This window comes from Vibrio quintilis, assembly GCF_024529975.1.
Classification (GTDB): domain Bacteria; phylum Pseudomonadota; class Gammaproteobacteria; order Enterobacterales; family Vibrionaceae; genus Vibrio; species Vibrio quintilis.
Genome location: NZ_AP024897.1, coordinates 3,246,644 through 3,262,486, shown reverse-complemented (window position 1 = coordinate 3,262,486; position 15,843 = coordinate 3,246,644). Strand labels below are relative to the sequence as shown.

The following is a 15,843-nucleotide window of genomic DNA, read 5'->3' as shown; positions in this document are numbered from 1 at the left end:
GTTTTTGATATTCGGATTCAGATTGATTTAGCTGAACATTGCAGAGATAGACTCTTCATTGCTGATACGGCGAATGGCCTCAGCCAGCATTGTCGACAATGTTAGCTGCGACACTTTTCCTGTCGCCTGCATTTCTTTTGATAAAGTAACAGAGTCTGTCACAATGACCTGGTCCAGTACTGAGCTCTTGATATTGTGAGCTGCATTACCGGAGAAAACAGCATGCGTTGCGTATGCAAAAACACGTTTTGCTCCACGCTCTTTCAAGGCTTCAGCTGCTTTACATAATGTGCCGCCGGTATCGATCATATCATCAACGATGACACAGTCTCTTCCGTCAACATCACCAATCAGGTTCATTACTTCTGATACATTTGCTCTCGGGCGACGTTTGTCAACGATGGCAATATCGATGTCTCCCAGCGCTTTGGCCGTTGCGCGTGCACGAACAACGCCACCCAGATCCGGTGATACAACAACAGGATCTTCCAGGCTACGGGCTTTCATATCTTCAAGAAGTACCGGCGTACCGAAAATATTGTCAACAGGCACATCAAAGAAACCCTGAATTTGTTCTGCGTGAAGATCAATCGTTAATACACGATCGACGCCAACATTTGACAGAAAATCTGCAACGACTTTAGCTGTGATTGGCACACGGGCGGAGCGGACTCGTCGATCTTGACGGGCATATCCAAAGTAAGGAATAACCGCTGTAATACGGCCTGCTGAAGCACGGCGCATTGCATCAATCATAACGACCAGTTCCATCAGGTTGTCGTTGGTCGGAGCACAAGTTGATTGAATAATGAATACGTCGCTACCTCGTACGTTCTCATTGATTTGAACTGCGACTTCTCCATCTGAAAAACGGGAAACAGTTGCATCACCAAGAGAAATGTATAAGCGATCAGCAATACGTTGGGCTAGTTCGGGAATTGCGTTACCAGCAAAAAGCTTCATGTCAGGCACGGTGGAAACCTCAGGGTTGCGTCCAGTGTTTAAGTTGATTTGGTGTGAGCTGATTGATAACTGAGCAACGTCTTCTTCAGGGGCGATAAATTACATCCCTGTGCAATAAATGCGGAGACATCCTCAGGCATTTGAGCAAGAACATGTAGTGCATCATTTTTACTTGTAAACTCCGCAAAAATACATGATCCTGTTCCTGTCAATCTTGACGGCGCGTATTGTAGCAGCCATGAAAGTTTCTTATCAACCTCTGGATAAAGCTTTCGGACAATTTTTTCGCAATCGTTTCCGTAAGGGGTATTCAAAAGCTTGGTCAGCGCTCGCTTTGGCGTGTTTCTTGTTAATTCCGGGTGCGAAAAAATGACGCCTGTCGAAATACTGACATCGGGTCTGACCACAAGATAATATTTTTCACCGGGTTCTACCGGTGTGAGTTCTTCGCCCACACCTTCGGCAAAAGCTGCATATCCTTTCACAAAAACCGGAATATCAGCCCCTAAAGATAATCCAATATTTGCCAGTTCATCCTCTGTAATTCCTGTGTTCCATAGATAATTCAGCGCAACCAGTGTTGTTGCAGCATTGGATGAGCCTCCGCCAATACCACCACCGATCGGCAGTTTTTTTTGCAATGTAATATTGGCGCCAAGCGGGCATTGACTCAGGTTTTTCAATTTATTTGCAGCTTTCCAGATCAGATTATCCTGCTGTTCTAATCCCTCTATTTCAGGGCTGACAGAAATTTCACCGGTTGAATTTACTTCAATGGTGAGTTCATCTCCATAATCAAGAAACTGAAAGAGTGTTTGCAGATGATGATAACCATCCGGGCGCTGACCGGTGATGTATAAAAACAGGTTTAACTTTGCCGGGGATGGCCATGTCGTGATCATTGGGTGACTTTCCATTGAGAAATCCGGAGGTTAATTTTTGTCTGCCCCTGTTTCAGGGATAATTTTGATGGCAGAGGAAGTTGAGTTTGCCGGTAATCTACATCCGTATAGTCATCATATTTAACCAGCCACTGTTTTTTTCCGAGCTCTTTGTTGAGGGTATCAAGGGTGTGATTAGAGTTCAGGGTAAAGTGATCGGCCATTGCCGGTAACCCGAGAATCCATGCACTCAATGGACTTAAAGGGATATTCAGCCCGGTGAGTTTTTCAATTAACGCTTCCGGAGATTTGTCGGTATATATTTTACCTTCGTAGGTTTCAACCCTGGCAAGGCTTTTATTGATATCTATTTTCAATACCGTCTGGCCCAGAAAAGTAGATAAACGCAGTTGATTTTGACTGGCGTGTCTTTTCCATTGAAAGTTGAAAGAACGACGCTCTTCCGGGGAGATGTATCCCAGCTTACCGGAAAGACTGTATGTATCGATCTGTTTTAACTGCTCCTGATGAGATCTCCACTCAACAGGAGTCTGTACTTGTTGCAGGCTTCCACATCCGCTGAGAATAATCAGAGACGTGATCCAAAGGATTATCTGGCGAATCATACGGCGTCGTTATTACCAAAAAACATAAAAAGATAACAAATACTATATCATTGATGTCACGAAGTAATAAAAACAAATCCTGTAAACTCTTTTCATCAATAAGGGCATACAGTAAAATTCCCGACTTACTTCTAATGATGACTGTGATCAGAGTATTCCCAATTCATGTCCTTGTTTGCTATCGGTATCAATCATAATACGGCACCACTGGCCCTGCGTGAGAAAGTTGCGTTTGGCCCGGATAAGCTGCAGGATGCGCTGGAGCAACTTCGTACACATAACGGTGTTGAAGGGAGTGTGATTCTCTCTACATGTAACCGTACGGAGCTGTATTGTGAAGTTAAACCAGCATTAAAAGATCAATTAATTCAATGGTTATCAGAGTTTCATCAGGTCGATAGCCAGGAACTGAATCCAAGTATTTATATTCACGAAGAGCAGGCAGCAATACGCCACCTGATGCGTGTTTGTTGTGGCCTGGATTCATTGATTCTGGGGGAGCCACAAATTCTGGGGCAGGTGAAGCAGGCTTATTCTGAGTCCCGGGAGCTGGAAGCGATTGATTCCTCAGTCGATAAATTATTTCAGAAAGCATTTTCAGTGGCTAAGCGGGTCCGGACGGAAACTGAGATCGGTGGTAATGCTGTTTCAGTTGCTTATGCAGCCTGCACATTAGCCAAACATATATTTGAATCACTTTCTGATTCTACCGTTCTTCTGGTTGGTGCCGGAGAGACGATTGAACTTGTAGCAAGGCATTTAGCCGGGAATGGTTGCAAACATATGATGGTTGCCAACCGGACCAGAGAACGGGCGATGGCTTTAGCTCAGGAATTTGACGCTCAGGTACTGCGTCTTCAGGAGATTCCTGATTATCTGGCACAGGCTGATATTGTGATTACTTCAACTGCGAGTCCTTTACCTATTATCGGGAAAGGGATGGTTGAGAAAGCGATTAAAACCCGGCGCTATCAGCCGATGTTAATTGTTGATATTGCTGTCCCGCGGGATGTTGAAGCAGAAGTTTCTGATGTGAGTGATGTCTACTTATACAGTGTTGATGACTTACAGTCGATAGTAGACAGTAATATTGAACAGCGGAAATTAGAAGCCATTCAGGCAGAAGCGATTGTCGACGAAGAAAGTGCCTCCTTTATCAACTGGGTGCGTTCCTTACAGGCAGTAGACAGTATCCGGGATTACCGTAATTCTGCCAATCAGATTCGTGAAGACCTGCTGAATAAAAGTCTGCAGGCATTGTCTTCCGGGGGCGACCCGGAAAAAGTGCTTCATGAACTGAGTTATAAACTGACCAATAAGTTGATTCATATTCCGACCCGTGCGCTTCAGGTGGCTGCTGAGCAGGGGGAACCAGCTAAATTAGCCATAATCAGACAAAGTTTAGGTCTGGATGACCTGTAAAACATCTATCTATTTCAGCAAAAGAAGAAATTATGAAAGCGTCAATTTTAGAAAAACTGGAAACGCTCGTTGAGCGTTATGAAGAGGTTCAGCACTTATTGGGTGATCCTGAAATCATTGGTGATCAGGATAAGTTCCGGACGCTGTCGAAAGAGTATTCTCAGCTTGAAGAAGTGACGAAATGCTTTCAGGGATATCAACAGGCGCAGGAAGACTTAGCCGCAGCTGAAGAAATGGCTAAGGAAGATGACGCAGAAATGCGTGAAATGGCGCAGGAAGAGCAGGAAGAAGCAAAAGCTGCGATTGAACGCTTAACGGATGAATTGCAGATATTATTGTTGCCAAAAGATCCAAATGACGAACGAAATTGTTTCCTTGAAATTCGTGCCGGTGCCGGTGGTGATGAAGCGGGTATTTTTGCTGGTGATTTGTTCCGTATGTACAGCCGGTATGCGGAAAGAAAGGGCTGGCGCATTGAAGTGATGTCCTGCAATGAGGCGGAACATGGCGGTTATAAAGAAATGATCGCGAAAGTCAATGGCGATGGTGCATACGGTATTCTGAAATTTGAGTCAGGTGGCCACCGGGTACAACGGGTTCCAGCAACAGAGTCTCAGGGAAGAGTGCATACTTCTGCCTGTACAGTTGCGGTCATGGCTGAAATCCCGGAAGCAGATATTCCTGAAATTAAATCAACAGATTTGAAAATAGATACTTTCCGTTCATCCGGAGCGGGAGGTCAGCACGTGAACACGACTGATTCTGCAATTCGGATCACTCACTTACCGACAGGCACTGTGGTGGAGTGTCAGGATGAGCGTTCTCAGCATAAAAACAAAGCGAAAGCGATGTCAGTACTTGCTGCAAGACTTGCTCAGGCAGAAGAAGCAAGGCGGGCTGCTGAAGTTTCTGACACCCGGCGTAATTTGCTGGGAAGCGGCGACCGCAGTGATCGTATCCGGACTTATAACTATCCACAGGGACGCGTGTCTGATCACCGGATCAATCTGACACTTTACCGGCTTGCTGAAGTGATGGAAGGCGATTTGGATAGCTTGCTTGAACCGATTCTTCAGGAACATCAGGCAGATCAGCTGGCTGCTTTGGCGGAACAAAATTAACTTATGCAGTTACCACGTCGTATTGATGAATTGCAGAGGTATGCGATTGCCGCTTTTACAGAAAGCGGCAGTATGTCGCCATCCGTTGATGCCGCGGTGTTGATTTGCCACGTCTTAGAGAAACCCCGTTCATATTTATTGACCTGGCCTGAGAGAGAATTGACTGATCATCAGCTGGATTTGTTTGAGTCTTTACTCGAACGGCGGGTAAACGGTGAACCTGTTGCCTATATTACCGGAGAGCGTGAGTTTTGGTCACTGTCTCTGAAAGTGTCTCCGGCAACACTGATTCCCCGACCTGATACCGAATGTCTTGTTGAAACAGCATTGGAAAAATCTCTTTTAATTGAAGGTGATATTCTTGATCTGGGAACCGGAACCGGCGCAGTCGCACTTGCTCTCGCTTCAGAATTACCCCGGCGGCAGGTGATAGGTGTTGATATTAGTCATGATGCTTATAGATTGGCAGTGGAAAATGCCCGGAGACTTCGTATTCAAAATGCAGATTTTCATCAGGGAAGCTGGTTTGAAGGGGTTCCTTCAGGAACAAAATTTGCATTAATTGTTTCAAATCCGCCTTATATTGATGAACAGGATCCTCATTTGAGAGAAGGTGATGTTCGTTTTGAGCCACTATCTGCGCTGGTTGCACAAGAGGATGGACTTGCCGATATCAGAATGATTGCCACACAGGCACGGGATTATCTGTTATCCGGAGGATGGCTTTTATTTGAACATGGCTATCAGCAGGCTGAGTCTGTCAGAGCGTTAATGACTGCGCTTGGTTATCTGCAGGTATTTACTCAGCAGGATGGCGCCGGAAATGACAGAGTAACCGCCGGGCTATGGCAATTCTGAGACACGAATGGGATATGTTTATTCACGATAAGGCTTCATTTATTGTTTTCGATGGTAGATTAGAGAGTTGTAATGTAACTGCCAACCATCAATGCCTTCATTATTAGGATGGACGTTTCTATGCTTGAATTATTTGATGACGACTTCGACGCTATGGATCTGGTTGAAGGTGCTTTAGTTCTGAATAAAGCAATCGATCAGGGCACTCAGATAGAATGGGCAGAAAAAGTATTATTAACAATGCTTCACGAAGCTGAGTCTTATCTCGACGGCGCAGAAAATCATAAAGAACGCTTCGCTGCATTCATTCATCTTTTTTATCAGGAGTGGGGATTTTGTGGTGATCATGAAGCCTACTTTGATGCAGCGAATGGTTTTATTGATAAAGTGCTAAGAACCCGAAAAGGTATTCCGGTAAGCTTGGGTGCACTTTTGTTATTCTGGGGACAGCGCCTCGGGTTTCCCTTAAAACCCGTCATGTTTCCGACTCAGTTTTTATTACAACTTCAATGGGAAAATGAAGCACCTTTATACCTGAACCCCTTTTCAGGTGAGTTTGTTTCAAAACATACATTGCAAGCGTGGCTTATTGGTCATCAGGGACCACTGGCTCGTTTGAACTCTGAACATTTGGAGATATCAGATAACCCGACAATTATCGGCCGCTGGCTCGCGCTGCTGAAAAATGCTTTGATGCGTGAAGAAGATTATACACTGGCACTCAAATGTACTGACCTGGCGTTGACTTTTGTACCGGATGATCCTTATGAGATCAGAGATCGGGGTTTTATCTATCAGCAGCTTGATTGCCATCAGGTTGCATTGTCTGATTATCAGTATTTTATTGAGCATTGCCCGGATGATCCGGCAGCTGACTTATTTAAGAATCAGGTAAGTATTCTGCAGAATACCCCCATTACCATTCATTAATTAACTTCTTACAGAGAGATTTAGATGGAACAGAAAACAGTACATGTAGGTGATATTCCTGTTGCAAATGACCGTCCATTCACTTTATTTGCCGGGATGAATGTGCTGGAATCCCGTGATTTGGCAATGCAGATTTGTGAGCATTATGTCAATGTGACTGACAAGCTGGGAATTCCTTATGTCTTTAAGGCTTCCTTTGATAAAGCAAACCGGAGTTCTGTTCACTCATATCGCGGACCAGGTATGGAAGAAGGTCTGAAAATCTTTCAGGAGTTAAAGCAACAGTTTGGCGTGAAAATTATTACTGATATTCACACTGAAGCTCAGGCGCAACCGGTGTCTGAAGTGGTTGATGTGATTCAACTGCCCGCTTTTCTTGCCCGTCAGACCGATCTTGTTGAAGCGATGGCGAAAACAGGGGCGGTAATCAATGTGAAAAAACCTCAGTTTATGAGCCCGGGCCAGGTTGTAAATATTGTTGAGAAATTTGCTGAATGTGGCAATGATCAGATCATTTTGTGTGAGCGGGGATCTTGCCATGGGTATGATAATCTGGTCGTAGATATGCTTGGTTTTGGTGTGATGAAGAAGTCATCAAACGGTAGTCCGGTGATTTTCGATGTGACCCATTCTCTACAAATGCGTGATCCGTCAGGTGCAGCTTCTGGCGGACGAAGAGAACAAACAGCAGAACTTGCAAAAGCCGGTTTAGCAACTGGTATTGCCGGCTTGTTTATTGAAGCGCACCCTGATCCGGATAAAGCCCGATGTGATGGCCCGTCAGCATTGCCTTTAGATAAGCTGGAACCATTTTTAGCACAAATGAAAGCACTGGATGATCTGGTTAAAAGTTTTAGTACGATAGATATCGGTTAATCCGGTGAATCAATCCGTTGTTTTGGTAAAAAGCACTATAATTGGTGCTTTTTTTGTGTCTGAATCACGGAGATAAAAACACGATAGTGTGACCTGGTTTTTGTAACATTTCTGTAATTTGCATTCGTTTCATTTTAAAATGCAAACTTCTTCGTCTGTTACTTTTTTATCTTCAGGGAGTGACTGGTTGTCATCAAGGCTATTTCTGATTGCTTCAAGCGAAGAAAGCCAGGGTTATCACTGCCCTGATTCAATGAAACTGAAGACTTGCTGTCAATATTAATTTAAAGGATCGATTATGCAGCTCCCATCAATTCAAAAGGTATTGTTATCGACGGTGTTAGCTGGTTTGGTTTCTGGTTGTGCTGTTCAGCCTGAACATCACTGGAAAGAAGACCAGACTTATCATTTAACAGTGCTACACACCAACGATCATCATGGACGGTTTTGGCAGAATAAGTACGGTGAGTATGGCATGGCTGCAAGAAAAACCCTGGTTGATGAGATTCGTCAGGAAGTGGCTTCGGAGGGAGGAAGTGTGCTTCTGTTTTCCGGGGGAGATATTAATACCGGTGTTCCTGAATCTGATCTCCAGGATGCTGAACCTGATTTCAAAGGGATGAGTATCATTGGTTATGATGCAATGGCTCTGGGGAATCATGAATTTGATAATCCGCTGAGTGTCTTATTACAGCAGGAAAAGTGGGCTAATTTCCCGCTTTTATCTGCCAATATTTACGATAAAAAGACCGGAAAGAGATTATTCAGACCATATAAAATCTTTGATAAGCAGGGGATCCGGATCGCTGTGATTGGTCTGACAACCGAGGATACTGCCAAAATTGGTAACCCGGAATATATCAGTGAGATTGAATTCAGAGATCCGAAAAAAGAAGCTAAAAAAGTGATTGATAATCTGGAGAAAAATGAACATCCGGACCTGATTTTTGCTGTGACGCATATGGGGCATTATGCTAACGGTAAATTTGGCATTAATGCGCCGGGAGATGTCTCACTTGCGCGATCTCTCGATTATGGTGAGCTTGATATGATTGTTGGTGGCCACTCGCAGGATCCTGTTTGTATGGAAGGGCCCAATGTTATCAACCATCGCTTTAAGCCCGGAGATGCCTGTAAGCCTGACTTCCAGAATGGGACATATATTGTGCAGGCGCATGAGTGGGGTAAATATGTCGGACGTGCTGATTACGAATTCCGTAATGGTGATCTGAAAATGGTCAGTTATGCACTGATTCCGGTAAACCTGAAGAAAAAAATCAAGGTGAACGGGAAGAAGAAGCGTGTCCTGATTCAGTCTGCAATTCCTCAGGATCCGGCACTGTTGAATTTCCTCAAGCCATATGAAGAGAAAGGTCAGGCGCAGCTCGGAGAGAAGATTGCGTCGGTGAAAGGCCGTTTGGAAGGTGATCGGCATGTAGTCCGTTTCCACCAGACCAATCTTGGACGTTTAATTGCCAAAGCTCAGCAGGAAAAAGCAAAAGCCGATTTCGGAATTATGAATTCCGGTGGCGTGCGTGACTCGATTGATTCAGGTGATGTGACTTATAAAGATGTTTTGAAAGTTCAGCCATTTGCAAATCAGCTGACTTATGTCGATATGTCAGGGGCTGAAGTCCTTGAGTATTTGAATGTGGTTGCGACCAAACCGGTTGATTCAGGTGCGTATGCACAATTTTCCGGAATTTCGATGACAGTGCGTGCTGACGGTGTTTCTGATGTTATGATTGGCGGGAAGCCACTTCAGCCAGCCAAAACTTATCGTTTCAGTATTCCGAGCTTTAATGCTGCCGGCGGTGATGGGTATCCGAAAATTACAAAGCATGCAGGGTTTGTGAATACTGGCTTTGTGGATGCTGATGTACTCAAAGAATATCTTCAGAAGCATAGCCCGCTGAATAGTCAGGCATATCAACCAGGTGGTGAAATAGTTTACAAATAAACCAGTTGACTCAGTGAGTTGATTGTTTTTACCATATCGCCTGTATCTGGATGACGGCAAGAGCAGTCATTCTGATACAGGCGCCTTGTTTATAAACCTGCCGGATGTCAGCAATATCATGGTTTTCCTTCTGTTTATATTTCTTTTTCCCGCTTTGGAATTGTTGATGAACCGGCAACGACACTGATAAATCGCATGGCTGGTGTTTCACTTTAGTCAGAGGTTGCAAATGACTCCCGCAATTAATCTCGCCAGAAAAAAAAAGATAACGCATACTATTCATCAATATGAACATGATCCGAATCATTCAAGCTACGGTCTGGAAGCTGCTGAAGTTCTGGGGCAGTCACCGGATAAGGTCTTTAAAACATTATTATTTAGCCTGAATGGTGAACCCCGTTCTTTGGCGGTTGCAATTATTCCGGTTGATCAAAAGCTGAATCTGAAGTTAGCGGCCAAAGCTGCCGGGGCGAAAAAGGCTGAAATGGCTGATCCCGACATCGCCCAGAAAACCACGGGTTATATTGTGGGAGGCATTAGTCCGCTGGGGCAGAAAAAAGCTTTACCGACCTTCATTCATATCAGTGCAAAAGCGCAGGAAACGGTATGTGTCAGTGCCGGTAAGCGTGGACTGGAGATTGAACTGTCGCCAGATGATTTAGCAGCTTTGACCCGGGCTGATTTTACTCAGCTTTGCCTGGATGAATAGCCCGGACGTATTCTGAAATTTTTCCTGTAAAAGCCCCAAAAAACGCCGGAATTTTTTTGCCGGCGTTTTCTAATCTTTAATTCTGAGCATCAATGACAGTGTGATGATTTAATCTTCAATCTGAGCATTATCAACAATGTGATTCTCGCCCAGGTCGTGTGGCAAAATCAGATTAAGTAAAATTGCAACGATCCCGCAAAGGCTGACGCCCTGAAGACTGAATTTACCAATACCAAATGCCATTCCACCAATACCAAACACCAGCGTAACCGCAACGATAACAAGGTTTCTGGAGCGGTGCAGGTCGACATTATTTTTAATCAGGGTATTTAATCCAACGGTTGCAATCGAACCGAACAGCAGAATCATGATGCCTCCCATGACCGGGACAGGAATGGTTTGCAGCAGTGCCCCCAGTTTACCGACCAGCGCCAGAATAATCGCTGTGACGGCAGCCCATGTCATAATGACCGGATTAAACGCTTTGGTCAGCATCACAGCACCGGTGACTTCGCTATAAGTTGTATTCGGTGGCGCACCCAGCATAGCCGCAGCCATAGTCGCGACACCATCACCTGTAATGGTCCGGTGAAGGCCGGGTTTTTTCAGGTAATCTTTACCGGTGACATTGGAAATCGACAGAATATCACCCACGTGCTCTACTGCTGGTGCAATTGCGACCGGAATCATAAACAGGATGGCATTGATATTAAATTCCGGCAGGGTAAAGTTTGGCAGCGCAAACCATGCAGCATTGGTGACAGCAGCAAAGCTGACCACACCAAAATAAAGGCTGAGACTGTAGCCAACAATAATGCCGCCGAATATAGGTAAGAACTTAAACATTCCTTTCGCAAAGACGCTAATCAGAATGGTCGTGAATAATGAAGCACATGAAATCCACAATGAAGCCTGACCATCAATCAGCTGGATTGACCCATCTCCGCTTTTTCCCAATGCCATATTGACGGCTGTTGGTGCTAAACCTAAGCCAATGACCATAATGATCGGGCCTACGACAACCGGAGGTAATAATTTATGAATGAACTCAGCACCCCGTATTTTAATGAATCCACCAAGAATGATGTAAACAACGCCGGCAGCAATTAATCCGCCCATGGTGGCGGCAAGGCCCCAGGTTTGAATACCAAACATAATCGGTGCAATAAAAGCGAAAGAAGAGGCGAGAAAAATTGGAACGGAGCGGCGGGTGATGAGTTGAAAAAGGAGTGTACCGATACCTGCACCAAATAAAGCGACATTTGGATCAAGTCCTGTCAGTAACGGAACCAGAACCAGGGCACCAAATGCGACAAAAAGCATTTGAATACCCAGAATGGCATTTCTCATGTTTATTCCCTTAATTAAGTCAAATTTGCGGGATTTTATCACTTATTTAAACGTTTGCCATAATCATGTTGATGAATGAATAACTGGCTCTTGATTGCTTTGCTTGCCCGAAAAGCAATACTTGCTTATGATCACCTGATAATTATTGATATTTTGGAAAATTATGCGCTCTCTCGCTTTTTTAAGTCTTATCTCATTGGCTTTTTCGTGCTTTGCGACAACTCATGTAGATATTTATCACGCAGAAGTTGCTGTGAATGAAAAAGTATCAGATGAAATGGCCCGTATTCAGGGAATGCAGTCGGTTGTCGTACGGGCAACCGGAGACAGGAACTCGGTGAAAAATGCTGTGATAGAGAAAGCTCTGTCACAGAATAGCCAGTATTTATCCCAGATTGGATATAAGCAGAAAGAAAAACAAAAAATACTGAAGATGGTGTTCAGTGAGAAGCAAATTGGTGCTTTGCTGACTCAGGCACAATTACCTTTCTGGCCAACACAAAGAGAAACTATCTTAGTCTGGTTTGTTGAAGATAAAGACTTTCAGCGTTCTATTGTCTGGGAAAATATCTCTAACGAACAAGTGAACAGGTTAAAGCGATTATCTGAAGACCGGGGACTTCCGGTTGAGATTCCGGTTGGTGACTTTGATGATATTACCGGAATCGACCCTGCCGATGTCTGGGGAAACTTTCTTCAGCCGATAAGCCGGGCCAGTCAGCGTTATCATCCGGATGCGGTGCTGGTTATCCGGGCACATCAGGATAGTTTCAGATGGTCGCTTTATGATCAGGCTCCGGATGAAATGATGAATTTTGCTTCTGTACCGGTGACTGGATCAGCCTCAGGAGAAAATGCCCTGGACACGTTAGTGGATCAGCTGACGCATTACTACACAAATAAGAATGCAGTGGTTGTTCATAGTAAGTCTTCACTATCAGTAAAAGTTTCAGTGACAGGCGTTTCCCGGGCAACGTCATTTTTCTCTTTGGAGAGTGCTCTTAAGCAGCTGAGTTCAGTCGCTTCTGTTGATATTTTAGGGATTCAGGGAGACAAAGTTTCCTATCTGATTCATTTACTGACGAGCCGGAAAGAATTTGAGCAAGAGATGATGGCAGTTTCACTCATCGAAAAAGACCAGCGTGATGATGACACCGCAATACCGTCAGAACCGGAAGATACACCTGATGCTTCAGGTGAAACTCCGCCACCGCCAGCTGGTGACAGCGACATTAAACCTGTGGAGAATACGGCTCCTGCGGGCGAAGTCTCTGAGCTGTATTATCACTGGAAACAGTAAACTAAAACCTGGCTCTCTCAGCAGCCAGATTATGGTTTTATCTGGCTTGAGGGGGTGTAGGAAGGGTTATGCTTTCAGACGAAGTGCCAGGGCAGCTAACCGGCTGCCTAACTTTTGTGCCAGGTGTTGTTCATCCTGACTGAGGCGGGTGGCATTCTGGCTATAGTGGCTGGCACCATAGGGTGTGCCTCCTTCACTGGTTGTGTGAAGTGCAGGCTCACTGTATGGAATCCCGACAAGCAACATCCCGTGATGGAGCAGCGGCAGTTGCATACTCAACAGCGTACTTTCCTGCCCGCCGTGCATGGATGAAGACGATGTAAACACACAGCCGGGCTTATCGATTAAGTCACCGCTTATCCATAGTGAGCTGGTATTGTCCCAAAAATTTTTGAGTGGTGCGGCCATATTGCCAAACCAGACCGGACTTCCCATCGCCAGCGCATCACAAGATTTCAATTCATCAAGCGTGATATAAGGGTCAGTTTCCGTCGAAGAGGTGGACGAGGGTGTTATCTCCGGAACGGTTCTCATGACAGCTTCGCACTGAGGGACGGTATTAATCCCCCGTGCGATATGTCTGGCAAGTGCGAGTGTCGAACCATGGCGGCTGTAGTAAAGAACCAGTACCCTGACATTCATAGAATTTCGAGCACTTTTTCAGGTGGACGTCCATGGCGTGCTTTTCCATTTGTAACAACGATAGGCCGTTCGATCAGTTTCGGGTGGTCTGCCATTGCCTGAAAAAGTGCGTCATCACTGAGTGTCGGATCTTTGAGATTAAGTTCCTTATATAAGGCTTCTTTTGTTCTCATCATTTTTCTCACTGAGTCCAGTTCTAACTGTTCATAGAGTGTTTTGAGCTGTTCAACAGTCATTCCGGTATCAAGATATTTGATAACAGTTGGCTCAATGCCTCTGGAACCCAGTAAAACCATAGTTTCCCGGCTTTTAGAGCACTTCGGGTTGTGATAAATAATGACGGACATAACGTCTCCTTGTGGCCAACAGGTATTCTATAGTTTATAGACTTTTATTCTTGTAATGCGAGAAATTGTTCTCTTTGTGCAATCAATTGATCAATTCTGGCATCGTAACGTGCCTGCTGTAAGCTCCCTAATTTTGAGAGCTGGCTGGCTTGAGTATAATACTGAATTGCCTGATCCCAATTGGCTTTCAGAGCCAGAATTTCCGCTCTGGCAGCTAAATCTTCCGGTTCATCATCCGAAAGTGCACTGGCTTTCGAGAGTAAGTTCCAGCCGTTGGGATCATGTGGAAAATCATGGGTATAGCGGTGCAGAATCTGAGTTGCATCCTTATACTTTTTGGCTTTTATCAGGGCGTTCGCATCATTGATCGCCAATACCTGATTATGTGGTGATTCTGCGAGTAACTTCTCCAGAAGATGGACTGCTTTTTCAGGTTGGTTTTGATCGATGTACACATCCGACATAGCATCCAGATAGAAATGATTTTTGGGTGAAGACTTGAGTAACCGGGTCAGAATTGCTTCAGCTTTATCCAGTTTGCCTTCATCCAGAAAAATCAGCGCCTGACCATAATCAAATGCCGGGCTGATTTCAGATTTATGTTTTGGCCTGTGTCTTTGAATCCAGTCTGATGCTGCTTCTGCTTTGATGCCGGTAAAGCGGACGATCACTCTGATTCTGGCCAGCTGATAGGCCAGAGAAGGTTTTTTATTCACATGAGAGTATTGCTGTGCCCGTTCCCGGCTATCTGTAATCCGGCTTTCCGGCAGCGGGTGGGTGAGTAACATAGCCGGCGGTTTGCTGGCATATTGATATTCAGCAGCAAGTTTGCCAAAGAAGCGTGGCATCGCATAAGGATCAAACCCGGATTTCGCTAATGTTTCAATCCCGAAGCGGTCGGCTTCTTTTTCATTTTCCCGCGTATAGTTGATCCGCTGTTGTACACTGCCAGCCTGAGTTGCTGTCATCGCTGCGATGCCAGCCTCCGGTGCTGCGATTGTCAGTAAGAGTGAGCCGACTAATGCAGCAATAGTTGCCGGAGAGCGTTTTGCTTCCGCTTCCATACTTCTGGCTAAGTGTCGTTGGGTAATATGAGCGATTTCATGGGACATCACTGAAGCCAGCTCGCTCTCGGAACGTGTGTGTAAAAACAGCCCGGAATGAAGGGCTACATAGCCGCCAAAAAAGGCAAATGCATTGATTTCCCGTTTACGGATCAGGAAAAAGGTAAAAGGTGTCTTCACATTGTCAGCATTTGCAACAAGCTTATGACCAAGGGTATTGATGTATTGGTTGAGTACCGGATCATTGATCACCGGCTGATGACTTCTCAGCACACGCATATAAGCATCACCATATTGCTTTTCCTGCGCAATAGTCAGTGTGGTCCCTGCCACTGTTCCGATTTCCGGGAGTTTCCGTGAATCCGCCAAAACGGGGGGAATACAGCAGAGTGAGGCTGTCAAAGCAATACTGATGAGTGAGCGGATAGGTTGCGAGATCATATGAAAAACTGGGCTTCCTGTTTTATCTGACTGAATATATGACAATCATATATAGTATTGGTTTCTGCATTTCCTGTAATTATCCATATGTATTTTGCATTGGTTTCAGTGGAATGCATTCAAAAAAGCTATACAATAGTCACTTTCTCATTTCCATGAACAGATGTTATCGCTAACGTCCGGAAGGTAATTGTACCTTTACCATTTAAAATGACGTGTACAGATATTCATGTGTTCATGATAACGTATTGGCTTATTGTCATGTCAATTTTTATCGAATACTGCTACCTGCAGGTGCCAGGGTATATACTTATACGAGAATTGTATTCGACATGTCTCATAGTGTTGGAAAA

The 15,843-nt window shown here is 44.8% G+C and carries 16 protein-coding genes; 8 read left to right on the top strand and 8 right to left on the bottom strand.

Annotation, left to right across the window (positions count from 1 at the left end; translation table 11 throughout):
• Positions 1 to 27 precede the first annotated feature (27 nt).
• The 3 genes from OC443_RS14955 to lolB are packed head-to-tail and all read right to left on the bottom strand — an operon-like array spanning position 28 to position 2,470.
• A complete protein-coding gene (locus tag OC443_RS14955; protein WP_073581204.1) occupies positions 28 to 972 on the bottom strand; it encodes a ribose-phosphate pyrophosphokinase in 945 nt (314 codons plus the stop codon).
• Positions 973 to 1,001: 29 nt separating this feature from the next.
• Positions 1,002 to 1,880, bottom strand: a complete 879-nt coding sequence (gene ispE, locus OC443_RS14950) for a 4-(cytidine 5'-diphospho)-2-C-methyl-D-erythritol kinase (protein WP_143169265.1) — start codon at positions 1,878 to 1,880, stop codon at positions 1,002 to 1,004.
• Positions 1,862 to 2,470: a lipoprotein insertase outer membrane protein LolB gene (gene lolB / locus OC443_RS14945; RefSeq protein ID WP_073581206.1), complete on the bottom strand. Its 609-nt coding sequence runs from the start codon at positions 2,468 to 2,470 to the stop codon at positions 1,862 to 1,864. The genes ispE and lolB overlap by 19 nt, the downstream gene beginning before the upstream one ends.
• A 165-nt stretch (positions 2,471 to 2,635) precedes the next feature.
• Here lolB and hemA point away from each other — a divergent pair, with 165 nt between their 5' ends.
• The 6 genes from hemA (at position 2,636) to ushA (ending at position 9,637) form a co-directional block, all read left to right on the top strand.
• Complete coding sequence (gene hemA, locus OC443_RS14940) at positions 2,636 to 3,892, top strand: glutamyl-tRNA reductase (RefSeq protein ID WP_073581208.1); 1,257 nt, start codon at positions 2,636 to 2,638, stop codon at positions 3,890 to 3,892.
• A 32-nt stretch (positions 3,893 to 3,924) separates the two neighbouring features.
• Positions 3,925 to 5,013, top strand: coding sequence for a peptide chain release factor 1 (prfA, locus tag OC443_RS14935; protein ID WP_073581210.1), 1,089 nt, complete (start codon positions 3,925 to 3,927; stop codon positions 5,011 to 5,013).
• 3 nt (positions 5,014 to 5,016) lie between these two features.
• The gene (prmC, locus tag OC443_RS14930; protein ID WP_073581212.1) at positions 5,017 to 5,871 is read left to right on the top strand and encodes a peptide chain release factor N(5)-glutamine methyltransferase; all 855 of its coding nucleotides are present in this window, start codon (positions 5,017 to 5,019) and stop codon (positions 5,869 to 5,871) included.
• Between the two features lie 120 nt (positions 5,872 to 5,991).
• Positions 5,992 to 6,801, top strand: a complete 810-nt coding sequence (locus tag OC443_RS14925) for a SirB1 family protein (protein ID WP_073581214.1) — start codon at positions 5,992 to 5,994, stop codon at positions 6,799 to 6,801.
• Between the two features lie 24 nt (positions 6,802 to 6,825).
• The gene (gene kdsA / locus OC443_RS14920) at positions 6,826 to 7,677 is read left to right on the top strand and encodes a 3-deoxy-8-phosphooctulonate synthase (protein WP_073581216.1); all 852 of its coding nucleotides are present in this window, start codon (positions 6,826 to 6,828) and stop codon (positions 7,675 to 7,677) included.
• 298 nt (positions 7,678 to 7,975) lie between these two features.
• Entirely contained in the window at positions 7,976 to 9,637 is a 1,662-nt protein-coding gene (ushA, locus tag OC443_RS14915) for a bifunctional UDP-sugar hydrolase/5'-nucleotidase UshA (protein WP_073581218.1), read from the top strand.
• Between the two features lie 28 nt (positions 9,638 to 9,665).
• On the opposite strand, the gene OC443_RS14910 is transcribed toward ushA, so the two are convergent.
• Complete coding sequence (locus OC443_RS14910; protein ID WP_073581220.1) at positions 9,666 to 9,866, bottom strand: hypothetical protein; 201 nt, start codon at positions 9,864 to 9,866, stop codon at positions 9,666 to 9,668.
• Here OC443_RS14910 and ybaK point away from each other — a divergent pair, their 5' ends adjacent.
• Positions 9,867 to 10,346 carry a Cys-tRNA(Pro) deacylase gene (gene ybaK / locus OC443_RS14905; protein ID WP_073581222.1) on the top strand — a complete coding sequence of 160 codons (480 nt, stop codon included), beginning with the start codon at positions 9,867 to 9,869 and terminating at the stop codon, positions 10,344 to 10,346.
• A gap of 108 nt (positions 10,347 to 10,454) precedes the next feature.
• On the opposite strand, the gene OC443_RS14900 is transcribed toward ybaK, so the two are convergent.
• On the bottom strand, positions 10,455 to 11,696 hold the full coding sequence (locus tag OC443_RS14900) for a uracil-xanthine permease family protein (RefSeq protein WP_073581224.1): 1,242 nt from the start codon (positions 11,694 to 11,696) through the stop codon (positions 10,455 to 10,457).
• Positions 11,697 to 11,859: 163 nt separating this feature from the next.
• Here OC443_RS14900 and OC443_RS14895 point away from each other — a divergent pair, with 163 nt between their 5' ends.
• Positions 11,860 to 12,996, top strand: a complete 1,137-nt coding sequence (locus OC443_RS14895) for a DUF2066 domain-containing protein (RefSeq protein WP_073581226.1) — start codon at positions 11,860 to 11,862, stop codon at positions 12,994 to 12,996.
• A gap of 66 nt (positions 12,997 to 13,062) precedes the next feature.
• On the opposite strand, the gene wrbA is transcribed toward OC443_RS14895, so the two are convergent.
• Genes wrbA through bepA form a run of 3 tightly spaced genes read right to left on the bottom strand, consistent with a single transcriptional unit; the run spans position 13,063 to position 15,490 of the window.
• Positions 13,063 to 13,638, bottom strand: a complete 576-nt coding sequence (gene wrbA, locus OC443_RS14890) for an NAD(P)H:quinone oxidoreductase (RefSeq protein ID WP_073581228.1) — start codon at positions 13,636 to 13,638, stop codon at positions 13,063 to 13,065.
• A complete protein-coding gene (arsC, locus tag OC443_RS14885; protein WP_073581230.1) occupies positions 13,635 to 13,985 on the bottom strand; it encodes an arsenate reductase (glutaredoxin) in 351 nt (116 codons plus the stop codon). Before arsC ends, wrbA begins: the two co-directional genes overlap by 4 nt.
• Positions 13,986 to 14,029: 44 nt before the next feature.
• Complete coding sequence (gene bepA, locus OC443_RS14880; protein ID WP_143169266.1) at positions 14,030 to 15,490, bottom strand: beta-barrel assembly-enhancing protease; 1,461 nt, start codon at positions 15,488 to 15,490, stop codon at positions 14,030 to 14,032.
• Positions 15,491 to 15,843 lie beyond the last annotated feature (353 nt).

Bases quoted from the DNA above. Each gene is read 5' to 3' on its own strand.
- ispE (WP_143169265.1), bottom strand. From the start codon at position 1,880: ATGGAAAGTCACCCAATGATCACGACATGGCCATCCCCGGCAAAGTTA.
- lolB (WP_073581206.1), bottom strand. From the start codon at position 2,470: ATGATTCGCCAGATAATCCTTTGGATCACGTCTCTGATTATTCTCAGC.
- hemA (WP_073581208.1), top strand. From the start codon at position 2,636: ATGTCCTTGTTTGCTATCGGTATCAATCATAATACGGCACCACTGGCC.
- prfA (WP_073581210.1), top strand. From the start codon at position 3,925: ATGAAAGCGTCAATTTTAGAAAAACTGGAAACGCTCGTTGAGCGTTAT.
- prmC (WP_073581212.1), top strand. From the start codon at position 5,017: ATGCAGTTACCACGTCGTATTGATGAATTGCAGAGGTATGCGATTGCC.
- OC443_RS14925 (WP_073581214.1), top strand. From the start codon at position 5,992: ATGCTTGAATTATTTGATGACGACTTCGACGCTATGGATCTGGTTGAA.
- kdsA (WP_073581216.1), top strand. From the start codon at position 6,826: ATGGAACAGAAAACAGTACATGTAGGTGATATTCCTGTTGCAAATGAC.
- ushA (WP_073581218.1), top strand. From the start codon at position 7,976: ATGCAGCTCCCATCAATTCAAAAGGTATTGTTATCGACGGTGTTAGCT.
- ybaK (WP_073581222.1), top strand. From the start codon at position 9,867: ATGACTCCCGCAATTAATCTCGCCAGAAAAAAAAAGATAACGCATACT.
- OC443_RS14900 (WP_073581224.1), bottom strand. From the start codon at position 11,696: ATGAGAAATGCCATTCTGGGTATTCAAATGCTTTTTGTCGCATTTGGT.
- OC443_RS14895 (WP_073581226.1), top strand. From the start codon at position 11,860: ATGCGCTCTCTCGCTTTTTTAAGTCTTATCTCATTGGCTTTTTCGTGC.
- wrbA (WP_073581228.1), bottom strand. From the start codon at position 13,638: ATGAATGTCAGGGTACTGGTTCTTTACTACAGCCGCCATGGTTCGACA.
- arsC (WP_073581230.1), bottom strand. From the start codon at position 13,985: ATGTCCGTCATTATTTATCACAACCCGAAGTGCTCTAAAAGCCGGGAA.
- bepA (WP_143169266.1), bottom strand. From the start codon at position 15,490: ATGATCTCGCAACCTATCCGCTCACTCATCAGTATTGCTTTGACAGCC.